The sequence below is a fragment of the Christiangramia echinicola DSM 19838 genome (assembly GCF_000423065.1).
Lineage (GTDB): Bacteria > Bacteroidota > Bacteroidia > Flavobacteriales > Flavobacteriaceae > Christiangramia > Christiangramia echinicola.
Genome location: NZ_AUHG01000010.1, coordinates 21,891 through 45,312, shown reverse-complemented (window position 1 = coordinate 45,312; position 23,422 = coordinate 21,891). Strand labels below are relative to the sequence as shown.

Below are 23,422 nucleotides of genomic sequence, written 5' to 3'. Positions count from 1 at the left end.
TGATTTTGCCAGATGGCAGGTTCAGGATTTTTTATTTTTAAACCAAATCAACAAGAATAATCGCCCCTTTTATTCGTAAAATTATTACGAATGAAAAATGTGTTATTTCTGGCAGGCCTTTTACTTCTCTCATTGCAGGGCCTCGCACAAGAATTTAAAGTAACAGGAACAGTGACTGAGAATGGAGACCCCCTGGAGGAGGCCACCATCTATGTGAAAAGTACCGGCGTTGGTACGGTTGCAGATGAAAATGGCAATTACGAACTTACTCTTAAAAAAGGAACCTATACCCTTGTTTTTGCCTTCGGAAATCAGAAAAGTAAGAAACTGGTACTGGATTCAGACATGCAATTGAATGTTGATCTTGCCGGAGCCAAAGAAACTTTAGATGAAGTATTCCTTTCCGCAGTAAGAGTAACAGAGCAATCTCCCATCACCTACAGTAACCTTAGTAATGAGGAGATCGAAGACCGAAACCTTGGTCAGGATATTCCAGTTTTAATGAATTATATGCCCAATGTGGTAACTACTACCGATGCTGGAAACGGAGTGGGATATACAGGAATTCGGGTAAGGGGTAGTGACGCTACCAGGGTGAATGTAACCATAAACGGAATTCCTTATAACGATGCTGAAAGCCAGGGAACATTCTGGGTAAACCTGGGGGATTTTGCCTCATCTGTAGAAAACCTACAACTACAAAGAGGGGTTGGAACTTCAACTAATGGCGCCGGTGCTTTTGGCGCTAGCTTAAATATTCTTACAGATTCTTATAAAGAAGAAGCACAGGCTGAGGTTTCAAATAGCGTTGGTTCGTACAACACTTTTAAACATACCGTGAAATTCAGCACAGGATTAATAAACGATCATTTTTCAATTGGAGGAAGAGCTTCTAAAATTCGGAGCGATGGTTATATAGACCGGGCTTCCAGTGATCTTAAATCCTATTTTTTACAGGGTTCTTATGTAGATGAAAATACGTTGGTTAAAGCGGTGACTTTTGGTGGTACAGAAAGAACTTACCAGGCCTGGTATGGAATAGATCAGGAAACGCTGGAAAATGACAGGACTTTTAATCCAGCCGGGATCTATACCGATGAGAGTGGAAATACAAAATTCTATGATAATCAAACCGATAATTATAGTCAGGATCATTACCAGTTCTTATGGAACCAGGACTATAACTCTAACTGGTCTTCTAATATAGCTTTGCATTATACGTATGGTAGAGGATACTATGAGGAATATGAAGAGGATGCTGATCTGGCAGATTTTGGTTTACAAGCTTTTAATTCAGAAGGAGAGGAAGTGAATACCTCAGACCTTGTGGGAACTAAATGGCTTGATAATCATTTCTACGGAACGGTTTTCAGTTTAAATTATCAAAACTCAAATTGGGATGTGACTCTTGGCGGTGGATGGAATAAATACGAAGGAGATCATTTTGGGGAAGTTGTTTATACAAGATTTGCCAGGAATAACGATCCCTATGAGCTTTATTATTTTAACCAGGCAGATAAGACCGATTTTAATATCTACGGAAAAGCAAATTTCAAGATCACTGAAAAACTTTCCGGTTATGGCGACCTTCAGTTGAGAACCGTGAATTACGAAACCGATGGAGTACTAGACGATCAGTCAAGATTTCAAAATGACGATAATTTCAACTTTTTCAATCCAAAGGCGGGATTAACTTATGCATTGAATGATGCAGATCAATTTTATCTTTCCTATGCTCGTGCGCATAGAGAGCCAAGTAGAAATGATTACGAAAATGGGGATCCGGAACCTGAAGAATTAAACGATTTCGAGCTTGGATGGAGACATAAAAGTCAAAATTTTATTCTGAATACAAACCTGTATTATATGGGTTATGAAAATCAGTTAGTTCTAACCGGCGGTATAGATGATGTTGGAGCTTTTATTCGCCAGAATAGCGGAAACAGCTACCGTTTCGGGCTCGAGGTAGATGCAACAGTTAGATTTTCAGATAAATTATCTGTAAGACCAAATATTGCCCTGAGCCGGAATAAGAATATAGATTTTGTTTCACCTTTTGATGGAGAATTGGTTGCCTATGGAGATACAGATATTTCTTATTCTCCTGAGATCGTAGCTGGTAATATTATTGGTTACGAGCCGGTAGGAGGTCTGGAGCTGAAATTACTTTCAAAATATGTGGGCGAGCAGTTTATGAGTAATGTAGAAGCTATTAACTCTAAACTCGATAGTTATTTTGTGAACGATTTTAATATTCAGTACACCTGGGATAAGCCATGGTTCTTTAGAGAAATCGTACTTACAGGATTGGTAAATAATATCTTCAATGAGAAATATATTTCAAATGGCTACTACTACACTTTCAATATTCCTAGTGAAGATACTCCTTCTGGTGTGCAAACTTTAGATGGGGCCGGATATTATCCCCAGGCCACTACCAACTTTTTACTAGGACTAACAATGAAGTTTTAAAGTTCAATAGTTTAATCGGCTTCCTTTCCATTTCGCGGAGTATCTGGAAAGGGGGCTTTTTTAATTAAATACTTCTAATAAATCCCCAGATCGTTGAACCCGGTATGGTTGCATGGTGTATTCACCATCACCATCTACGAGCTCACCAGTGATAACATTATACTCATTATCATCGCATCCACAGCTGGCAATGACCCCATTAACTGTCATTCCCGAGCAACTACTCGGCGGGTGATTGGGATCGCTAAGTTCAAACGCAGCATATTGCTGATTATTTATATTGTATATAACTACTCCTCTTACTCCATGATTGTAGGTTGCATAAGAGTTTCCCGGAAACTGCAGATCGTTATATTCCGGTAAATTTAAGTTCAGCTGAAAGCGGAAATTCACGTTCGGCAAATTTGGGTTATTGCGGTAAGAATCATCAGAACCCGAACAGGCCATAAGCAGCGAAATAATGGATAAAATGAAGAGCGTTTTTTTCATAAAAAATTGAGTTACAGCGAAAATAATATAATTGTACCGAAAGATTAAATTTCTTACATTTGTTTATAGAAATCCCGCTATAAATGGGATTTTTTCAGTTAATGATACAATAGTTTGAACCCGGAGAGTTAAAAACTTATAGAACCGGGCAATCCCGCATCCAGGGATTTATTTTAGTACTAAAATCATTATAAGGTATGTTTTCCGGTTTCAGGAGTTTCTCCTGGACCGCGATTAATAAAACGATAAAGTTATGAGCAAAGTATCTTATTATACCCCAGAAGGGTTAAAAAAGCTTAAGGATGAGCTTAATCACCTTAAAGATGTAGAGAGGCCTAAAGCTTCAGAAGCGATTGGTGAAGCTCGTGATAAAGGTGATTTAAGTGAGAATGCTGAATATGATGCAGCAAAAGAAGCGCAGGGCCTATTAGAAATGAAGATCTCTAAATTAGAAGAGGTGGTTGCTAATGCCAGAGTTATAGATGAATCGCAATTAGATACCTCCAAGGTTTTAGTGCATTCGCATGTGAAAATAAAGAACAAGACCAACGGCGCAGAGATGAAATATAAACTTGTTGCCCAAAGTGAAGCCGATCTTAAAGCCGGTAAGATCTCTGTAGATTCTCCTATTGGGAAAGGGCTTCTTGGTAAAGAAGTTGGCGACACTGCAGAAATTGAGGTTCCTAACGGAACTGTGACCTTTGAGGTTATAGAGATCTGGAGAGAATAAGCCTGTTCGTATCAGTTAAAATTTCATCCTTTTCTTTCATCTGTATTTTCGGATTTGAGAAAAGGATTTTTTATTTTTATTAAAAACCAACCTAATCATGTCAACACTATTCACAAAGATCGTAAAAGGAGAAGTGCCTGCGTATAAAGTCGCTGAAAACAGCCAGTTTTTAGCCTTCTTAGATATCAGGCCAAATGCAAAGGGACACGTTTTGTGTATCCCGAAGAAGGAGATCAACAAGATCTGGGACCTGGAAGAGGAAATGTATCATGAACTAATGCGTTTTACGAGAAGAGTATCTATTGCGTTAGAGCAAACAGTTTCTTGCAAAAGAGTAGGGATGGCCGTAGTAGGACTGGAAGTACCACATACCCATGTTCATCTAATTCCGCTTAATAGTATGAAGGATATGGACTTTTCTAATAATGTAGAAATGTCTGATGAAGAATTTAAGGAACTGGCCGCTGCAATAAGCGAAAATGTTGAACTGTGATAAAAATTTCTGATTATAAACTCAGTCTGGAATTACGCATAGATTGGGGAGATCTGGATATGTATGAGCATGTGAATAATGTTTCTTATATGCGTTATTTGCAAAGCGGAAGAGTGAATTTCTGGGAAGCCTCGGGTATTCATGAATTCTATCGCAATTCTAACCAGGGTACGATGCTGGTTTCTACGAAATGTGATTTTAAAAGATCATTAATTTATCCCGGAAAGGCGGTGGTTAAAACCAAACTCGATTTTATAGGTAACAAAAGTTTTGGATTGAAGCATTTAATTCTGGATGAAAAAGGGGAGATATGTGCTGAAGGTACAGATGTTGTGGTTTGCTTCGATTTTGATAAAAATGAAACTTTTCCCGTGCCAGATTGGTTGAGAAAAAAGATCTCTGAATTCTAGATCTTTTTCAGACTTATCTGAAAAGTTGTTCCTTTATTGATCTCACTCCGGGCAACTTTGATCTTTCCTTTGTGATATACCTCGATAATTCTTTTAGCCAGCGATAGGCCTAATCCCCAACCTCGTTTTTTTGTCGTCTGTCCAGGATCAAAAATAGACTTGAATCTATTTTTATCGATCCCTTTCCCGGTATCGGTAATGTAGATATGCGCCTCTTTTATATCCTGCTTGATCTCGATCATTAGCTCACCTTTTCCACGCATGGCATCAATAGCATTTTTCACGAGGTTTTCTATGGTCCAGCTATAAAGCTGTTCATTTAGCTGAACATAAATAGGCTGTCTTGGTGTTCTTATGCTGAAATCGATAAGATTAGAGCTTCTTAGTTTTAAATAATCAAAACTTTCCCTGGTCGCGGCCACTATATCTGTTTGCTGTAAATTTGGTGCAGAACCTATTTTGGAAAATCTTTCGGTAATGGTTCGTAACCTGTCAATATCCTTTTCCATCTCCTCCACGTAAGATGGATTTACATTTTCTGTCTTTAAAATTTCGGTCCATCCAATAAGAGAGCTTAGCGGCGTTCCTATTTGATGAGCAGTTTCCTTGGCCATCCCGGCCCATAGCTTATTCTGTTCGCTTGATTTTGTAGTTGTATAAAAGAAGTAAACAACTCCAATGAATAAGAACCCGATCAAAGTTAAGCCAATAGGGTAATACTTCAGTTTATTTAGAGCCGGTGAATTCCCGTAATATAAATACTGTATCTGGTTATCACCTAGATCTACCTCAATTGGTTCATTTTCTTCCTTCAGGTCTTCCAGGTATTCTGCGGTTCGTTCAGGATCTTCAAGAATGGAAGGGTCTAGATTAGTGGTATATGCTATTTCTCCGTTCTCATCGGTATGTATGATGGGGATGGTAGTGTTATTATTTAAAATTTGAAGAATCAGGCTCAGGTCGGCATCTTCCGGAGCATTGCTTAGTTCCTCCTGTGCCTGCGCCCAGATATTCATTTTCGCCCGTTCATCTTCTTTTAGTCGCTGAAAAAATATACTTGTATTCCAGAGCACCAGTACGATGAGCACAAGGCAGGAAATAATGATAAACCAGCGATTAAAGCTGCGCTCGTCGGGTAGATTCATGTATGTTTCCGGCTTTTAATCAAAAATAAATATAAGCGTTTTAAAACTATTTTTATTGTAATGCATTGCTTTTCATTCCTTGCTCGATTCTTTATCTTTGGCAAAAATTAATCTATGTTCAGTATAGAACCCAAGGACGTAAGTGTCGGGAAATTACATAAATATCTTCTGGGTGCTATAGGTCCAAGGCCTATTGCATTTGCCAGTACAATTGATGAAGATGGTAATCCTAATCTTTCTCCTTTCAGTTTTTTCAATGTTTTTGGAGCGAATCCGCCGGTATTGATCTTTTCTCCGGCAAGGAGAGGAAGAGATAATACTACGAAGCATACTTTTGAAAATGCTAAAAAAGTAGATGAGGTGGTGATCAATATCGTGAATTATGATATAGTTCAGCAAATGTCACTTTCAAGTACTGAATATGGTGAAGATGTAAACGAGTTTGAGAAGTCTGGATTAACCATGCAGAAATCTGATCTCGTAAAACCTTTCAGAGTAGCAGAATCTCCGGTTCAGTTTGAATGTAAGATCAAAGAAGTGATCGAAACTGGAACTGAAGGTGGCGCAGGAAACCTGGTGATCTGCCATGTTGTGAAAATGCATATCAAGGAGGATATTCTGGATGCAGACGGATTTATAGATCAGCATAAAATAGATCAGGTAGCCCGTATGGGTGGTAACTGGTATACCCGTGCTAAAATGGGAATGTTCGAAGTTCCAAAGCCACTTTCAACATTGGGAATTGGAGTAGATGCGATGCCAGAAGGTGTTAGAACCAGTGAGATCCTTACCGGGAACGACCTTGGTAAATTAGGGAATGTAGAAGCTCTGCCTGAAAACGGGGAAATTGAAGCTTTCCTTAATTCAAATAAAGAAGAAGCCGAACTTGTAAAAAGCGGTGATAAAAAGAAAATTCATATACGGGCGCAGGCTTATCTTGAAGAAGACAGACCTGAAGACGCCTGGAAAATATTATTAGCAAAATAAACAGACAATGGAAGTACAGGGAAAAATTAAGCTTATTGGCGACACAAAAACATTTGGAAGCAACGGATTTCAGAAAAGAGAAATGGTTGTAACCACAGAGGAGCAGTATCCTCAACATATAATGATCGAGTTCGTTCAGGATAAATGCAGTCTTTTAGATGCATTTCAGGTTGGGCAACCGGTTAAGATTGGAGTAAACCTTAGAGGACGTGAATGGGTAAGCCCACAGGGTGAGACTAAGTATTTCAATTCTATCCAGGGTTGGAGAATTGAAAATCTTGCAGCACAGCAGCCGTCAGGTGGCTCTAACGTGCCACCACCGGACCAGTTCGAGCCGGCTAGCGATCTTAATGAAGAAGATTATGATGATCTTCCTTTCTAAGGCAATTTGAGTCATTTCGATCAATGAGAGAAATCTATAGAGATCTTTCACTTTTGTTAGAGATGTCTCATTTTAAAATTATTTGTAGAACTGAGCTTGTCGAAGTTCGATATAATAAAATCAAAGTCCGGTTAGAAAATTCGCCGGACTTTTTTATTTTCAATTATTAAAATAATATCATTTGTATTTTATCTATCCAGACCAGGAATTGCCACCGGTGAGTTTCGCAGACAGCGAGGGATTACTTGCTGTGGGTAGAGATCTAAGTCCTGAAAGGTTGAAAGAGGCTTATTATAAAGGTGTTTTTCCATGGTATAGTGAAGGGCAACCGGTCCTTTGGTGGTCACCAGATCCAAGAATGGTTCTTTTCCCTGAAGATCTTAGAATAGCCAGAAGCATGCGACCCTTTTTAAACCAGGATAAGTTCCAGGTTACTTTCAATCAGGAGTTTGAAAGAGTTATTGAGAATTGCGGGCAGGTAGATAGAAAAGGCCAGGATGGAACCTGGATAACTCCCGAAATTAAGGAGAATTATCTTCAACTACATAAAGAAGGTTTAGCGCATTCTGTAGAAGTATGGGATAATGAGGATTTAGTAGGTGGACTTTATGGAATTTATCTAAAGGACAAGCAGGTATTCTGTGGGGAAAGTATGTTCGCCAAGGCCAGTAATGCTTCTAAATTTGGATTTATAAAGCTGGTTCAAAAACTGGAAAGGGATGGGGTGAAATTAATAGACTGCCAGATATATACCAGCCATCTGGAAAGTCTGGGAGCAGATGAGATCCCCAGATCGGAATTCCTGGAATATCTTAAATAGAAATTTTCTCTCCTAGCTTCTTTACTTCCTTATACCGGAAGCAATCTGTCTGATGATCGTTCACCATGCCGGTAGCCTGCATGTGGGCGTAGATCACGGTGGAACCTACAAATTTGAAGCCTCTCTTTTTAAGATCTTTGCTTAGTTTATCACTGAGGTCTGTAGTGGCAGGTGCCTTTTTATAATCTTCAACTTCATTTTGTATAGGCTTGCCATCTACAAATTGCCAGATGTATTTACTGAAACTGCCAAATTCATCCTGAATTTTTATAAATTCCCTTGCATTGGTCACAGTGGCCCTGATTTTCATTTGATTCCTGATAATACCGGCATTCTGCATTAATTCGGTGATCTTGGCATCTTTGTATTGCGCTATTTTTCGATAGTCGAAATTATCAAAAGCTTCTCTGAAATTATTTCTTTTTCGAAGTACGGTGATCCAGCTTAGTCCCGCCTGAAAGGTTTCCAGGGTTAGAAATTCAAATAAAGTGTCGTCATCCAGTACAGGAACTCCCCATTCATGATCGTGATAAGCTTCATATAATGGATCACCTACACACCAGCCACAACGTTTTATATCTTCCATAATTTCTAAGATCTAAAATGATAAGTAATTGTCCCTATCTGAGAATCTCTCCCAGCCAGTTTACTGAATTTAGCTCCTGAAGAATATTCCAGAGCACGATCTGTAAGACATTCATTAGAAGTTGTTGAACTTCCCTTGTTCACTGAGCTGTCCAGAACATAGCCGTTCGCATCTACCGTGATATTGATCACCACTTTTCCGGCCTGATCACATGTGTATACCGGATTAGGAATTTTCACGGCTCGTCTACCTTTTAACGAATATGAAATGGAACTATAATCGTAAGCTGCAGATTTTTGAGAAGCTTCTTCAGCCGAATCATCTCCGTCTGATCGCTTTTTCCTGTCTTCAGCATTCTTTTTGCTCAAGGCATAATTTCCTTCGGAACCTTCGGAGTCTTCATTTTCAGATTGTTCCTGTTGAGCCGAATTCTTTTCGAAGATCTTATCCAGTTGATTTTTAAAATCTGCTTCCCGGGTTTCTTTATCCTGATTATAAGCCTGGTGAGTTTGAACATCTCTTGGATTTCTCCGTTGTGCCTCTTCGGGCTGTTCAGGTTCTACCTCTTCTTTTTCTTTAACTTTGAATTGATCGAGATCCACCATCATTTCAGCCGTAGCTTGATTGTTGTTGGCGAGTTTAAAATTATACAGAGCCAGCATCAGGACAGCAAACGAAAGTGTAGTTAGGATAAGCGCTTTATGCTTATCAAAAAAATCCTCAAAACGTTTCATATACAGTTAACAGTCGGTAGACTTAATTATTCTCTCGTGAAGGTAGCAATTTTTCGAAATATTCGATATCCATCGCTTTTTCTACAGAATGATCACCAATCGCAGTTCTCCTTAATTCTGAAAGATGTGCTCCGCTATGCAATGCCTGGCCAAATTCATGAGCAAGACTTCTAATATAAGTTCCTTTGCTGCAAACCACCCTGAAATGAACCTTGGGAAATTCTTTTGAATCGATCTCAAATTCCGAAATTTCAACCTTCCTGGATTTAACTTCAACTTCCTTGCCTTCCCTGGCATATTCGTAAAGCCTTTTTCCGTCTTTCTTTAAAGCGGAGAAAACAGGCGGAGTTTGGTCAATTTCGCCTATGAATTTTTTTGTGGTTTCCTGAAGAAGCTCTGCAGTAATATGATCTGTGGGGAATTTTTCGTCAATTTCTGTTTCAAGATCGAAGGATGGGGTAGTAGCTCCAATAGTAAATGTTCCTGTATATTCCTTGATTTGCCCCTGAAGTTCGGGAATCGTTTTGGTGAATTTTCCGGTGCAAATGATCAGTAATCCGGTGGCTAACGGATCTAATGTTCCGGCGTGGCCTACCTTGATCTTTTTTATATTACAACTTTTTCTGATAAGCCATCGCACTTTATTTACTAACTGAAAAGAAGTCCAGTTAAGTGGTTTATCAAAAAGTAATACCTGTCCTGTTTTAAATTCTTCCGGAGTAATTTCCTTATTGCGCATATGCAAAAATAATAGCCGCCAGTCCCACTACAAAACAATACACGGCAAACCATGAAAGTTTGCTTTTCTTAACCAGAGCTATCATCCAGGTGCAGGCAACAAGTCCGGCCAGGAATGCTGCCACAAAGCCAACTGCCAGAATGGTGAAATCGGCATTGCTTTCCTTCAGCTCACCGCTTAAAAGATCTTTAGCGATCTTCCCGAAGATTAATGGTACTACCATTAAAAATGAGAATCTTGCTGCTTTTGTTTTATCGTTCCCCAGTAATACTGAAGTTGAAATGGTAGCTCCACTTCTTGAAATTCCTGGTAACATGGCGATTGCCTGAGATACCCCAATTACGAATGCATTACTGTAACTTACTTTTTTACCTGTATTCTTGGCTTTATCAGCCAGCCAAAGCAGTAATGCAGTGATCAATAACATAAAGCCTACGAAAAGGATATTTCCCCCAAATAAAGCTTCTAATTGTTCTTCGAATAAGAGCCCAACAAGAACTGCCGGGATCATGGAAACGATGATCTTTAATGAGAATTGAGTTTCCTCATTCCATTTAAAACTTAGCAAGCCGCCTATGATTTCTATAATGTCTTTTCTAAAGACCACGATCGTACTCAATGCAGTGGCAAAGTGAAGTACAACTGTAAATAGTAGTGACTCTTCGGGCACACTGGTGTCCCCTAAAATAGCTTTTCCTAATTCTAAATGTCCACTGGAGGATACAGGTAAAAATTCGGTAAGTCCCTGGATGATCCCAAGGATCACGGCATCTAATACGTCCAAACTTTTTATTTTTTATTAGGATTCAACAAAATGGCATATACCTCAATGGCAAAACCAATTAGCACCATAGCCGGTGCAAGTCGAATTCTTTGAAAATTATAGATGGCATCATTAAATTCGTTAGGATCTTCGCTACCACCGCCAGACATTAATATAAAGCCTAATGCGATCACCGCCAACCCTATGAACATAAAGGTGTAGTTCTTCTTCCCGAATACAAATCCGGTATTAAAACTACCGCCGTTGTGAATCTCCTTATCCTTTTTCATCTTCTAATAATATAGTTCGTCGGTTTTCAAGTTTAGAAAACGCGAGGTGGCAAAATACGTACTTATCCATGTAATTACAATTCCCATCAGGAAAATCCCTGAGAATAAGATCACCAGCATTTTTACGTCTCCCAAAAGATTAAGTTCAGTAAAACTGTTGTTCAGGTAATATAATACTGCAGCCATTCCTATTAATGCCAGAATTGCTCCTATAAGTCCAAGTTTTACGCTTTGCCATATAAATGGTCTTCTAATAAAACCTTTGGTGGCTCCAACCATTTGCATGGTCTTAATAATAAATCTTTTTGAATACACAGCTAATCTAATGCTACTGTTAATCAATAGCACAGCAATGAACGTGAAAACGCTGCTGGCTATTAAAACCCAGAAACTAATTTTTTTTACGTTATCGTTTAATAAAGCGATAAGCGGTTTGTCATAAACCACCTCGTCTACAAAATTCTTTGAAGTGAGATCTTCTGCGATCTGGTCTACCTGTTCAGAAGACACAAAATCTGCATTCATATATACATCTATAGAATTCTGAAGAGGATTATAGCCCAGGAATTCCATGAAATCTTCGCCAATTTCCTCACTATGCGCCTCGGCAGCATCTTCTTTAGAAACATAAGTGGTAGACTTGGTATAGTCGGCCATGGCCAGGCTTTTCTTTAATTGCTCAATTTCGACTTCCTTAGCGTTATCTTTCAGGTAAACAGTAAGTGCGATCTGCTCTTTAAAATGATCGGCAACCTTTTTAGTGTTCAATACCAAAAGGCCCAGCATTCCTAATAAGAATAGTACTAAAGAAATACTGATAACTACTGAAAAATAGGAAGATATGAGTCGGCGTTTCTGATACCTTTCAAAAGATGTGGTCATAGATTGACTTCAGATTTTTTGTAAAAATAAGAAAGTTCAGCTTTCCTAATCTTTAAAACGTTTAAACTTTTGAAAATATTGGGAATCCTTCTTTTTTATCTAAGAATGTCATGCTGAGCCTGTCGAAGCATGCGTTTGAAGAAATGCACTTCGACAAGCTCAGTGCAACACAGGGATGTCATGATGAACTTGCTTCAGCATCTCATCTACAGACCCTGAAGTTCAGAGTGACGTTCGCTCTAAGTTTCCTAAATTTGATAAAATTCGATTTATGGAAATACTGGTTTACGGTGTAGGTGGTGTTGGAGGTTATTTTGGTGGAAGGCTGGCAGAAGCCGGGCATAATGTTAGTATGATCGCCAGGGGAGATCATTTAAAAGCTATTCAAAAAAACGGACTTGAGGTTGAAAGTATCAAAGGAAATTTTAAGGTGAAGCCGACGGTTGCGACTTCAGAAGTTGCTGAAGTTCCAAAACCAGATCTCATTATTCTGGGAATCAAATCCTGGCAAATTCCGTCTGTCGCTGAAGAATTAAAGCCGATAATAGGAGAAAATACGATCGTTCTTCCTTTGCAGAACGGTGCAAATAATTATGAGAAATTAATAGAAGTGCTTCCAGAAGAAAATGTTCTGGCAGGTCTGTGCTTCGTCGTTAGTTTTATTGAAAAACCTGGAAAGATCAAACATGCGGCTTACGAGCCAAAGATCGTTTTTGGGGAAAATGATAATTCGAGATCAGATCGTGTGATGAAAATTCACGACATTCTTGATGAGGCAGGAATCGAAAATAATATTCCGGAAAGTATTCAGCTTGAAATATGGAAAAAATTCCTTTTTATCTGCACTATCAGTGGTATTGGGGGGCTCACTCGGGTTCCTATAGATAAGATTCGGGACAGTAAGTTTCTATATGATATGATGAGAGATTCGGCTAAAGAGATCATCGAAGTTGGAAAAGCAAAAGGCATTCCGCTCAGTGAAAAACATGTGGAAATGGTCTTCGAGATCATTAATTCTCAGCCGGAAGGAACTACCGCTTCAACTCAGAGAGACCTCATGAACGGTAAACCTTCAGAATTAGAAAATTTCAATGGCTTTATTGTAAAAGAAGGAGAAAAGTTGGGGATTGAAACTCCGGTGAACAGGTATATCTATGAGTGCCTGAAACCTATGGAAACTGCCGCTCGAAATTCGAAATAATAGAACATCTAATCATTCCGCATAAGTCCTTTAAAATTGTATTTTTGCAGGCAGGTTAAAATACGTCACCCTGAACTTGATTCAGGGTCTTATTTTTAGATGCTGGATCAAGTTCAGCATGACGAAATCTAAAAGAAAGCGATAGAAGATGAGTTACCACTTTAATAAGATCGAGGAAAAATGGCAGAAATACTGGGCAGAGAACCAGACATTCAAAGCTTCAAACGATTCTGATAAATCAAAATATTATGTGCTGGATATGTTCCCTTATCCTTCGGGAGCAGGCTTGCATGTTGGGCATCCGCTGGGTTATATCGCCAGTGATATCTACGCGCGTTTTAAGCGTCACAAAGGCTTCAATGTGTTGCATCCCCAGGGATATGATAGTTTTGGGCTTCCGGCAGAGCAATACGCTATTCAAACCGGGCAACATCCTGCGGTAACTACAGAGAATAATATAGCTCGCTATCGTGAGCAATTAGATAAGATAGGGTTTTCTTTTGACTGGAGCCGCGAAGTGAGAACCAGTGAACCAGACTATTATAAATGGACCCAATGGATCTTTATTCAGCTTTTCGAAAGCTGGTATGACCAGGAAGCTGAGAAATCCCGTCCGATCTCTGAATTGGAAGACATTTTTTCTTCGGAAGGTAACTCGAGAATAAATGCAGCTTGCGATGATGATTTTGAGGAATTTTCTGCTGAAGAATGGAATAAATATTCTCAGGATGAAAAAGAGCAAATATTGCTGAAATATCGCCTGACTTATTTAGCGGAAGCTGAAGTGAACTGGTGTCCACAATTAGGGACCGTTCTGGCGAATGATGAGATCGTAAATGGTGTTTCTGAACGTGGAGGATATCCCGTAGTTAGAAAGAAAATGACCCAATGGAGCATGAGAATTTCTGCTTTCGCAGAAAGACTGCTTCAAGATCTTAATAAAATAGACTGGACTGAAAGTTTAAAGGAAAGTCAGCGTAACTGGATCGGGAAATCTGTTGGAGCTCATGTAGACTTCAATATTAAAGATACAGATCATAAAGTTGGTGTTTTTACTACCCGTCCCGATACTATTTTCGGAGTTAGCTTTATGACCCTTGCACCAGAACATGACCTGGTAAAAGAGATAACTACTTCAGCGCAAAAAGAAGATGTAGACGCTTATATTCAGGCCAGTGCCAAAAGGAGTGAACGTGAGCGTATGGCCGATGTGAAGACCATTAGCGGTGTGTTTACCGGTGCTTATGCGGAACATCCGTTTACAAATGAATCTATACCGATCTGGATCGGGGATTATGTGCTTGCCGGATACGGAACCGGGGCGGTAATGGCGGTTCCATGTGGAGATCAACGTGATCATGATTTTGCAAGACATTTTGATCTGCCAATTCCGAATATTTTTGAAAATATAGATGTTTCCCAGGAAGCATATGCGGGAAAAGAAGGTACGGTGATCGCGAATTCAGATTTCCTAAGCGGACTGGAATATAAAGAGGCACTTAATAAAGTAATTCTTGAGCTGGAGAAAACTGGTCAGGGTTACGGAAAAACGAATTACAGGTTGAGAGACGCGGTATTTAGCCGCCAGAGATATTGGGGAGAGCCATTCCCGGTTTATTATGTGAATGGTTTACCTAAAATGATAGACCTTGAGCACCTTCCTTTAAGGTTGCCTGAAGTTGAGAAATACCTGCCTACCGAAACCGGCGAGCCACCATTAGGAAATGCAACCGATTGGGCCTGGGATACAGAGAAAAATGAAGTAGTTCCCAATAAGATGCTGAAACAAGTTCAGCATGACGAATCTAATTCTGATGTCACCCTGAGCGAAGTCGATGGGTCTCAAGACAACGGAATCTATCCTTTAGAGCTGAATACCATGCCGGGTTGGGCTGGTAGTAGCTGGTATCTTTTCAGATATATGGATTCTGGAAATCCAGATCGTTTTGTTTCTGAAGAAGCTCAGCAATACTGGGAAAATGTAGATCTATATATAGGTGGTAGCGAACATGCTACAGGACACCTATTATATTCCAGATTCTGGACGAAGTTCTTACATGATCGCGGATTTTTAACCGTTGAAGAGCCATTTAAAAAACTGATCAACCAGGGAATGATCCTGGGAACCAGCGCTTTCGTATACAGACTTGAAGGGGAAAATGTTTTTGTTTCCAAAAATCAGATCAAAGGAAATAGCGTGCAGCCTATACATGCCGATGTTTCTCTGGTGAATTCATCAGATGAACTGGATATTGAAGGCTTTAAAAAATGGCGACCAGAATTTGCAGATGCTAAATTCCTGACTGAAGACGGAAAATATGTTGTAGGCAGGGAAGTGGAGAAAATGTCCAAATCCAAATACAATGTAGTGAACCCTGATGAGATTTGCCATGATTATGGAGCAGATACTTTAAGAATGTATGAAATGTTTCTTGGGCCATTAGAACAGGCAAAACCATGGAATACCGCAGGAATTACCGGAGTACATAACTTCCTGAAAAAGCTCTGGAAGCTGTATCACAATGGAGAAGATTTTTCTGTTTCTGATGATAAGGCTTCTGCAGATTCATTGAAGAGTCTGCATAAGACGATAAAGAAAGTAACAGAGGATATTGAGGATTTCAGCTTTAATACTTCGGTTTCTACTTTTATGATCTGTGTAAATGAATTGACTGCTCAAAAATGTAATAGCAGGGAAGTACTTGAGCCGCTTGTAGTATTAATCGCTCCATATGCTCCTCATATAGCAGAGGAGCTCTGGGAGAAGTTAGGGAATTCAGAATCTGTTACTACGGCGAGCTATCCTGTTTTCGAGGAGAAGTATCTGGTAGAAAGCATGAAGAACTATCCGGTTTCCTTTAATGGAAAAATGAGATTTACGATGGAACTTCCGTTAGATATGGGTAAAGATGAAATTGAAAAAACGGTGATGGCAGATGATCGAACACATAAGCAACTGGATGGTCGAACTCCTAAAAAAGTGATCGTAGTGCCGGGTAAAATTGTAAATATTGTAGGCTAGGCCATTTACTATATAAACTGATAATGACCGCTTTCGAAAGAGGGCGGTTTTTTTTATGCATTAGCGTCATGCTGAACTTGTTTCAGCATCTCTTGATAACCGGAGAAATAAAGGAGGATCAGCCTAAGTATAGGTCAACCAGACCTTCAGGGGTGATTACATGGAGCTTAGAGTTCTTTTTGTCAATCTTATCAATGAATTGGTCATTCATAGGAATAAGGATCTGCTTACCATTTTTGTCTATTTCGAATAAAGCCTGGGCAGTAGAGTCGTTTATAGAGACTATTTTCCCAATATTACCATGTTCAGCATCGATCACATCAAAACCTATGATCTCATGAAAGTAAAATTTATCCTCAGGAAGTTCCGGCAGCATGGTTAATGGAAGATAGAGATCGGTGCCTATCATATCTTCGGCATCATCTTCTGTATCTATATCTTCAAATTTAGCACGTAGGAGGGTGCTTTTGTGGAGGTAGGATCTTTCAATAAAAAATGGAACCAGATTATCGTTGTATTCAACGAAAACTGATTCCATTTCTGTGTAAGTTTCGGGTTCATCGGTGTCCAGTTTAATGAGCACCTCTCCCTTAAAGCTAAATTTTGCCACGATTTTCCCGAGGTAGAAGCATTCTTCCTTAGTCATCGCTGGCTGCTATTTAAGCGTCTTTTTTGTCTTCAGTTTTAGCTTCTTCTGCAGTTGCAGCTTCCACCTCTTCTTCAGCAGCTTCTACTGTAGCCTCATCTGTAGCTTCTGCAGTTGCAGCAGCTTCAGCCTCAGCAGTAGCTTTCGCTTCAGCTTCTTCAGCATCCTTGAATTCAGCTTCACGCTTAGCGTTAGCTTCTTTCTCAGCCTCTAGAGCTTTAGCTTTTTCAGCTTCCTGAGCTTTGCTCAAAGAATCTTTTTTAGCTCCGATCTTTCCTTCTTTTTCTTCTAACCATGCTGTGAATTTCTCCTCAGCTTGCTCTTCAGTTAAAGCTCCTTTATTCACACCTACTGCAAGGTGTTTCTTAAGAAGAGCTCCTTTGTAAGAAAGGATAGCACGAGCGGTATCTGTTGGTTGAGCACCATTTTGCAACCACTTAACAGCTCCATCTACATCTAATTCGATAGTAGCAGGATTCGTGTTAGGATTGTAGATTCCCAATTTGTCCAAAAATTTACCGTCTCTTTTAGCGCGGGTATCCGCAGCTACGATCCAGAAAAAAGGTTTTCCTTTTTTACCGTGTCTTTGTAATCTTATTTTTACTGGCATAAAAATTAAATTTTGGGGTTCTCGACCCCGGTTATTAATAAGTGCGCAAAGATACTACATTTTTCTTATTTCCAAGGTTTTCTGAAATTAAATTGTTGGAATGTGTGGCTGAATTATTAGATATGCTAAACATAATATTTAGGAAGAAATTTGGTTAAAATTCGGGCTTGCTGTTAAAAGAGGTTAATAAGTGCTAAACCCTGTTAAAGAGGTTGTTGGGGCAGATTACTGACCTTATCTTTACTCAAAAGAAAAACAGAAAAAGAGCTATGAGTTATTCAAATGAGATTTCTAAGAAACTAAATGAGTTACTGGAAAAAAATTATGATGCTGAGAAAGGATACAAACTGGCAGCGGAAAAAGTTAAGAATGAGCGTTTAAAAGCATTTTTTACTGAGCGTGCTCAGGAAAGATATGATTTTGGACATGAATTGAAAAATGAAATCAGGAATTTTGGTGAGAATCCAGATAAGGGAACAAGTCTTGCTGGAGATGTGCATAGATCATGGATGAATTTAAAGGCAACCTTAACCAATGATAAAGATGAGTCGGTTTTAGAAGAAGCGATTCGCGGAGAAAAGGCTGCAATAGAAGAGTATGAGGATATATTGAAAGACTCAGAAATTCCAGCATCTACCGGAAACATTTTATTAAAACAGAAAAACGCTATTGTCGCTTCTTTAAATGAAGTAAAGACATTAGAAAAACAAGCTTAGTATACTACTATTAATAGTCTTTCGGGAAAATCACCCCAATGACACGATACTGAAAGATAGTATACCCAAAGATGCGAGCAATGTTTGATTGAAGTAGTAGTAGTTTTTAGTGTTCGTATCAGGCCTCACAAATTAGCTGTTTATTCAGTATTTTGTGAGGCTTTTTTTACAGTTAATAATTCCTGAAAACAAAGTTTTATTTCAGGGATAAAAGTCCTTATTTTAGCCCGGATGGTTTAATTTTGCAAACCACTAATTTATCTTCATAAAGGCTTAAAAATACTAAGGAATGTACCTCATTTTTGATACTGAAACCACTGGTCTTCCCAAGCGCTGGGATGCCCCTCTAACCGATTCTGATAATTGGCCGCGATGTATACAGATCGCCTGGCAGTTGCACGATGAGATGGGGAATCTTATAGAAAATCAGGATTACCTGGTGCAGCCTGAAGGTTTCGATATTCCTTATGATTCTGAGCGAATTCATGGTATCTCAACAGATCTGGCAAAGGAACAGGGGATTCCGTTGGATGAGGTGTTGGAAAAATTCAATACGGCCCTGAAAAGATCAAAATTTGTAGTGGGTCAGAATGTAGGTTTTGACCTTAATATAATGGGAGCGGAATTCATCAGGAGAGATTTTGATAATTCGCTACAGGAAATGCCAGTTCTGGATACCTGTACAGAAAAGACGGCCGAACTTTGTAAAATTCCCGGTGGTCGTGGTGGTAAATTTAAATTACCAACCCTTACCGAGCTTCATGAATTTTTATTTGACCAGGCTTTTGCGGAAGCGCATAACGCAACTGCCGATGTTGAAGCAACTACACGTTGTTTTCTTGAATTAATTCGTCAAAGGATTTATACAGTAGAAGAACTGGATGTTCCTGCCAATTATTTTGAAAACTTTTCAGAAGAAAATCCGCAGCGCATAGAGCTTATAGGGCTGAAGCATATCAATCTTAAGAAAGCTTCAGATAAGATCAGGAAAAGGCTGGAAAAGCAACAGCCTTCAGATGATATTTCTAATGAAGAGATCCAGGAGAACCTGGAAAAACTTGATGAGGTTCCTTTTGCTCATTTACATAATCATTCCCAATTTTCAGTATTACAGTCCACTATAAGTATTCCAGATCTGGTTGCTGCGGCTGCAGAAGAAGGTATGAGCGCGGTTGCACTAACCGATCATGCAAATATGATGGGTGCTTTTCACTTTGTAAAAGAAGTAGGGACTTATAATAAGAGTGTAAAAGAACATAATGCAACTGCCGAGGAAAATGGTGAGGATCTGAAGAAACCATTAAAGGCAGTTGTTGGCTGTGAATTTTTTGTTTGTGAAAATCATTTAGATAAGAGCCGAAAGGATAACGGATACCAGATAGTGATGCTGGCCAAGAATAAGAATGGTTATCACAATCTGGCTAAAATGTCTTCCAAGGCCTATACAGATGGGTTCTACTATTTGCCTCGTATAGATAAAGAAGTCATTAAGCAATATAAAGAGGACATAATCGTCCTCACTGGTAACCTCTATGGTGAAGTGCCAAGTAAGATTTTAAATGTTGGAGAAAAGCAGGCTGAAGAAGCTTTGCTCTGGTGGAAAGAAGAATTTGGTGAAGATCTGTATATCGAACTTATGCGTCATGACCAGGAGGATGAGAACAGGGTAAATCCTGTTTTGATAGAATTTTCCAGGAAGCATGAGGTGAAATTGATCGCAACTAATAATACTTATTACTGGAGACAGGAAGATGCCAATGCCCATGATATTTTACTTTGTGTAAAAGACGGGGAGAAGCAGGCAACTCCAATAGGACGTGGACGTGGCTATCGTTACGGATTACCTAATACGGAATATTACTTCAAGTCTGGAAGCGAAATGAAGAAACTCTTCAAAGACCTGCCAGACGCGATTAGTAATATTCAGGAAATAGTAGATAAAATTGAGCCATTTGAACTGGCCAGGGATGTATTGCTTCCGGCTTTTGAGATCCCGGAAGAATTTATAAGTGAAGAAGATAAAGCTGATGGTGGTAAAAGAGGTGAAAACGCATTTTTAAAGCATATCACTTTTGAAGGAGCTAAAAAGCGATATCCGGAGATCACCCCGGAAATAGAGGATCGTTTAAATTTTGAGTTATCGGTTATTGAAAATACCGGATATCCCGGGTACTTCCTTATTGTAGAGGATTTTATTCGTGCGGCCAGAGAGATGGGTGTTTCGGTAGGGCCGGGACGTGGATCTGCAGCGGGATCTGTAGTGGCATATTGCCTTTGGATCACCAATATCGATCCGATCAAATACGATTTACTTTTTGAGAGATTTCTTAATCCGGATCGTGTGAGTATGCCCGATATTGATATTGACTTTGATGATGAGGGTCGAAGCCGGGTAATGGATTATGTGATCGAGAAATATGGAGCAAACCAGGTGGCACAGATCATTACCTATGGTACCATGGCTGCAAAATCTTCAATTCGTGATACCGCCCGAGTTCTGGATCTGCCGTTGATGGATTCAGACAGGATCGCGAAGCTTATTCCGAATACCAAGCTAGGAAAGCTATTCGCAATGGATGAAAAGACGATCAAGTCTAAATTCCGTAGTGAAGAAATTGAAAAAATAAACGAACTCTTTAATATATCTGAAGGAGATGACCTGGAGGCGCAAACTGTGAATCAGGCTCGAATTCTTGAAGGTTCAGTACGAAATACAGGTATTCACGCCTGTGGGGTGATCATTACTCCCGGGGATATTACCAACTATGTACCGGTATCGGTAGCTAAAGACTCAGATCTTTATGTGACTCAGTTTGATAACTCGGTTGTTGAAAGTGCCGGGCTGCTAAAAATGGATTTCCTGGGTCTTAAAACCCTGACCTTAATTAAGGATACTGTGAAAATTGTAAAGGGGAGACATGATGTAGACCTGGACCCGGATAATTTCCCGCTGGACGATGAGGAAACTTATAAGTTGTTCCAGAGAGGAGAGACAGTTGGGGTATTCCAGTATGAATCTCCCGGGATGCAGAAACACATGCAGTCGTTGAAACCAACGGTTTTTGATGACCTTATTGCAATGAACGCCTTATATCGTCCGGGGCCGATGGAATACATTCCAAGTTTCATTGCCCGTAAACATGGGGATGAGGAGATCGCGTATGACCTTCCAGAAATGGAAGAGTACCTGGAAGAAACCTATGGAATTACGGTCTACCAGGAGCAGGTGATGCTTCTTTCACAGAAACTCGCCGGTTTTTCCAAAGGTGAAGCCGATATGCTTCGTAAAGCGATGGGTAAAAAGATCGCCGCTTTACTTGCAGAATTAAAGCCGAAGTTCATTGGTGGAGGAGAGGAGAAAGGGCATCCAACAGAAGTTCTGGAGAAGATATGGAAAGACTGGGAAGCCTTCGCTTCTTATGCTTTTAATAAATCTCACTCCACCTGTTATGCTTGGATCGCCTATCAAACGGCCTATTTGAAAGCACATTATCCTGCGGAATATATGGCAGCGGTACTTTCGAATAATATGAACGACATTAAGCAGGTTACGTTCTTTATGGAAGAATGTAAACGAATGAAGCTGAATGTTCTTGGACCAGATGTAAATGAATCTTATTATAAGTTCTCTGTAAATAAAGACAATGCTGTTCGATTCGGAATGGGAGCAATTAAGGGAGTTGGTTCCGGAGCGGTGAAGACCATAGTTGAAAACAGAAAATCAAAAGAAGGACCATATCGATCAATTTTCGATATGGCAAAGAGAATAGACTTAAGAGCTGCGAATAAAAAGGCATTTGAAAATCTTGCCCTGGCAGGAGGATTTGATGGTTTTGGAACCACGCATAGAGCACAGTATTTCCACGATGACGGGAACGGAATGAGTTTCCTTGAAAAAGTAGTGAAGTACGCTCAGAAGTTTCAGGAGAGTCAGAATTCTTCACAGGTGAGCCTTTTTGGTGAAGCCAGTGATGTTCAGATCCCGGAACCTGAAGTTCCAGGATGTGAAGAATGGGGAACCATGGAGAAATTACGACGTGAGAAGGAAGTTGTGGGGATCTATATTTCGGGTCACCCTCTTGACGATTTCAAGATCGAAATGAATTATTTCTGTAACGGAAAATTATCAGATTGCAGAGATCTCGAGGCTATTGTGAATCGTGATCTTACAATGGGTTGTGTAGTGGTAGATGTGCAGCACCGGGTTTCCAAGAACGGGAAAGGCTGGGCGATATTTACCGTTGAGGACTATGATGAATCTTATGAGTTTAAAATATTTGGAGAAGAGTATTTGAGGATGAAGCACTTCTTTGTTCCTAACAACTTTATACATATGAAGATCTTTGTGAAAGAAGGTTGGACAAATAAGGATACGGGAAAGAAGGGAGAGCCTAGAATACAATTCAGGGAAATGAATCTTCTACATGATGTGATGGATAAAAATGCTAAGAAGCTAACCATCCAGCTTAATATTAATGATCTTAAGAATGAAAAGATAGAGTGGTTAAAAGATACTTTTATGTCTCATAAGGGGGATTGTCATTTGAATTTTGTGGTTTATGAAATGGAAGAGCAGGTAAAACTGCGTATGCCTAGTAGAAAACATAAGATCAAGATTTCACAAGAGTTGATCGAGGCCTTGGAGAAAGAGCAGTTTATGTATAAGTTGAATTAATCTTTATTTTAACGTCATCCTGAACTTGATTCAGGATCTCAGAGAATAGTGCTTCGACTGCGCTTAGAATGACTGAAACATTCTGAAGTCTGGGCCAGGGATTGAGGCGAGCTACCGTGTAGCGCCGAAAGCCCGGTCACGCCATAGGCGTGAGGACCCAAAATAGGGCTAACCAATATGCTCATAGTCAAATGCAATATTGGTGGTGTAAGGAATATTTATTTTATTGACTACTTTTACGAATCGAATTAGAAACATAAAAAACATAATATATTATGGCTATTGAAATAACTGATGCAAATTTTGAAGAGCAGGTACTTAAAAGTGAAAAGCCTGTAATGGTAGACTTTTGGGCTGCATGGTGCGGACCTTGTAGAATGGTTGGACCAATCATTGACGAAATTAGTACTGAATATGACGGGAAAGCCGTTGTTGGGAAACTGGATGTTGATGCTAACCAGGAATTTGCTGCTAAATATGGTGTTAGAAACATCCCTACAGTTCTTGTTTTTCAAAACGGAGAAGTTGTAGGACGTCAGGTTGGAGTTGCTCCAAAACAAACTTACGCAGATGCGATAGACCAGTTATTGTAATAACTGTTCACATATAATATCTAAGCCCCGCAATTAG

22 protein-coding genes are annotated in these 23,422 nt (G+C 39.5%); 12 read left to right on the top strand and 10 right to left on the bottom strand.

Annotation, left to right across the window (positions count from 1 at the left end; genetic code table 11):
* Window positions 1-90 precede the first annotated feature (90 nt).
* Window positions 91-2,472, top strand: a complete 2,382-nt coding sequence (locus G530_RS0100610; protein ID WP_026932675.1) for a TonB-dependent receptor — start codon at window positions 91-93, stop codon at window positions 2,470-2,472.
* Between the two features lie 60 nt (window positions 2,473-2,532).
* On the opposite strand, the gene G530_RS0100605 is transcribed toward G530_RS0100610, so the two are convergent.
* Entirely contained in the window at window positions 2,533-2,961 is a 429-nt protein-coding gene (locus G530_RS0100605; protein WP_026932674.1) for a Rieske (2Fe-2S) protein, read from the bottom strand.
* A 253-nt stretch (window positions 2,962-3,214) separates the two neighbouring features.
* On the opposite strand from G530_RS0100605, the gene greA reads away from it, so the two are divergent.
* From greA to G530_RS0100590, 3 genes are all read left to right on the top strand, one after another.
* Complete coding sequence (greA, locus tag G530_RS0100600; protein ID WP_026932673.1) at window positions 3,215-3,691, top strand: transcription elongation factor GreA; 477 nt, start codon at window positions 3,215-3,217, stop codon at window positions 3,689-3,691.
* Window positions 3,692-3,788: 97 nt separating this feature from the next.
* Window positions 3,789-4,184, top strand: a complete 396-nt coding sequence (locus G530_RS0100595; protein WP_026932672.1) for an HIT family protein — start codon at window positions 3,789-3,791, stop codon at window positions 4,182-4,184.
* Window positions 4,181-4,594, top strand: coding sequence for an acyl-CoA thioesterase (locus tag G530_RS0100590; protein ID WP_026932671.1), 414 nt, complete (start codon window positions 4,181-4,183; stop codon window positions 4,592-4,594). Before G530_RS0100595 ends, G530_RS0100590 begins: the two co-directional genes overlap by 4 nt.
* On the opposite strand, the gene G530_RS0100585 is transcribed toward G530_RS0100590, so the two are convergent.
* Window positions 4,591-5,739: a sensor histidine kinase gene (locus G530_RS0100585; protein WP_026932670.1), complete on the bottom strand. Its 1,149-nt coding sequence runs from the start codon at window positions 5,737-5,739 to the stop codon at window positions 4,591-4,593. The genes G530_RS0100590 and G530_RS0100585 overlap by 4 nt on opposite strands.
* Window positions 5,740-5,853: 114 nt before the next feature.
* On the opposite strand from G530_RS0100585, the gene G530_RS0100580 reads away from it, so the two are divergent.
* The 3 genes from G530_RS0100580 (at window position 5,854) to aat (ending at window position 7,928) form a co-directional block, all read left to right on the top strand.
* Entirely contained in the window at window positions 5,854-6,726 is an 873-nt protein-coding gene (locus G530_RS0100580) for a flavin reductase family protein (protein WP_026932669.1), read from the top strand.
* Between the two features lie 7 nt (window positions 6,727-6,733).
* Window positions 6,734-7,108, top strand: coding sequence for a DUF3127 domain-containing protein (locus tag G530_RS0100575; protein ID WP_026932668.1), 375 nt, complete (start codon window positions 6,734-6,736; stop codon window positions 7,106-7,108).
* A gap of 181 nt (window positions 7,109-7,289) precedes the next feature.
* Window positions 7,290-7,928 (top strand): leucyl/phenylalanyl-tRNA--protein transferase, encoded by a 639-nt coding sequence (aat, locus tag G530_RS0100570; protein WP_026932667.1) that lies wholly within the window; start codon window positions 7,290-7,292, stop codon window positions 7,926-7,928.
* Here the strand turns inward: aat and G530_RS0100565 are convergent.
* From G530_RS0100565 to G530_RS0100540, 6 genes are read right to left on the bottom strand one after another with little or no spacing between them, the layout of a single operon-like run.
* Window positions 7,921-8,514 (bottom strand): DNA-3-methyladenine glycosylase I, encoded by a 594-nt coding sequence (locus G530_RS0100565; RefSeq protein ID WP_026932666.1) that lies wholly within the window; start codon window positions 8,512-8,514, stop codon window positions 7,921-7,923. The two genes, aat and G530_RS0100565, sit on opposite strands and share 8 nt — an antisense overlap.
* A gap of 5 nt (window positions 8,515-8,519) precedes the next feature.
* Window positions 8,520-9,248 (bottom strand): energy transducer TonB family protein, encoded by a 729-nt coding sequence (locus G530_RS0100560; protein ID WP_026932665.1) that lies wholly within the window; start codon window positions 9,246-9,248, stop codon window positions 8,520-8,522.
* Between the two features lie 22 nt (window positions 9,249-9,270).
* The gene (gene truB / locus G530_RS0100555) at window positions 9,271-9,987 is read right to left on the bottom strand and encodes a tRNA pseudouridine(55) synthase TruB (RefSeq protein ID WP_026932664.1); all 717 of its coding nucleotides are present in this window, start codon (window positions 9,985-9,987) and stop codon (window positions 9,271-9,273) included.
* Entirely contained in the window at window positions 9,977-10,771 is a 795-nt protein-coding gene (locus tag G530_RS0100550; protein WP_026932663.1) for an undecaprenyl-diphosphate phosphatase, read from the bottom strand. Before G530_RS0100550 ends, truB begins: the two co-directional genes overlap by 11 nt.
* 5 nt (window positions 10,772-10,776) lie before the next feature.
* A complete protein-coding gene (locus tag G530_RS0100545; RefSeq protein ID WP_026932662.1) occupies window positions 10,777-11,040 on the bottom strand; it encodes a DUF3098 domain-containing protein in 264 nt (87 codons plus the stop codon).
* 3 nt (window positions 11,041-11,043) lie between these two features.
* Entirely contained in the window at window positions 11,044-11,922 is an 879-nt protein-coding gene (locus tag G530_RS0100540; protein ID WP_026932661.1) for a cell division protein FtsX, read from the bottom strand.
* A 271-nt stretch (window positions 11,923-12,193) separates the two neighbouring features.
* Between G530_RS0100540 and G530_RS0100535 the strand changes: the two genes are divergently transcribed.
* Window positions 12,194-13,123 carry a ketopantoate reductase family protein gene (locus G530_RS0100535; protein ID WP_026932660.1) on the top strand — a complete coding sequence of 310 codons (930 nt, stop codon included), beginning with the start codon at window positions 12,194-12,196 and terminating at the stop codon, window positions 13,121-13,123.
* Between the two features lie 148 nt (window positions 13,124-13,271).
* The gene (locus G530_RS0100530) at window positions 13,272-16,145 is read left to right on the top strand and encodes a leucine--tRNA ligase (RefSeq protein WP_026932659.1); all 2,874 of its coding nucleotides are present in this window, start codon (window positions 13,272-13,274) and stop codon (window positions 16,143-16,145) included.
* A gap of 118 nt (window positions 16,146-16,263) precedes the next feature.
* Here the strand turns inward: G530_RS0100530 and rimM are convergent, their stop codons facing one another.
* The gene (gene rimM, locus G530_RS0100525; protein WP_026932658.1) at window positions 16,264-16,791 is read right to left on the bottom strand and encodes a ribosome maturation factor RimM; all 528 of its coding nucleotides are present in this window, start codon (window positions 16,789-16,791) and stop codon (window positions 16,264-16,266) included.
* 13 nt (window positions 16,792-16,804) lie between these two features.
* A complete protein-coding gene (locus tag G530_RS0100520) occupies window positions 16,805-17,401 on the bottom strand; it encodes a 30S ribosomal protein S16 (RefSeq protein WP_026932657.1) in 597 nt (198 codons plus the stop codon).
* A gap of 269 nt (window positions 17,402-17,670) precedes the next feature.
* Here G530_RS0100520 and G530_RS0100515 point away from each other — a divergent pair, with 269 nt between their 5' ends.
* From G530_RS0100515 to trxA, 3 genes are all read left to right on the top strand, one after another.
* Window positions 17,671-18,117 carry a ferritin-like domain-containing protein gene (locus G530_RS0100515; RefSeq protein WP_026932656.1) on the top strand — a complete coding sequence of 149 codons (447 nt, stop codon included), beginning with the start codon at window positions 17,671-17,673 and terminating at the stop codon, window positions 18,115-18,117.
* A 289-nt stretch (window positions 18,118-18,406) separates the two neighbouring features.
* Complete coding sequence (gene dnaE / locus G530_RS0100510; RefSeq protein ID WP_026932655.1) at window positions 18,407-22,792, top strand: DNA polymerase III subunit alpha; 4,386 nt, start codon at window positions 18,407-18,409, stop codon at window positions 22,790-22,792.
* 275 nt (window positions 22,793-23,067) lie between these two features.
* Window positions 23,068-23,385: a thioredoxin gene (gene trxA / locus G530_RS0100505; RefSeq protein ID WP_026932654.1), complete on the top strand. Its 318-nt coding sequence runs from the start codon at window positions 23,068-23,070 to the stop codon at window positions 23,383-23,385.
* Window positions 23,386-23,422: the final 37 nt, after the last annotated feature.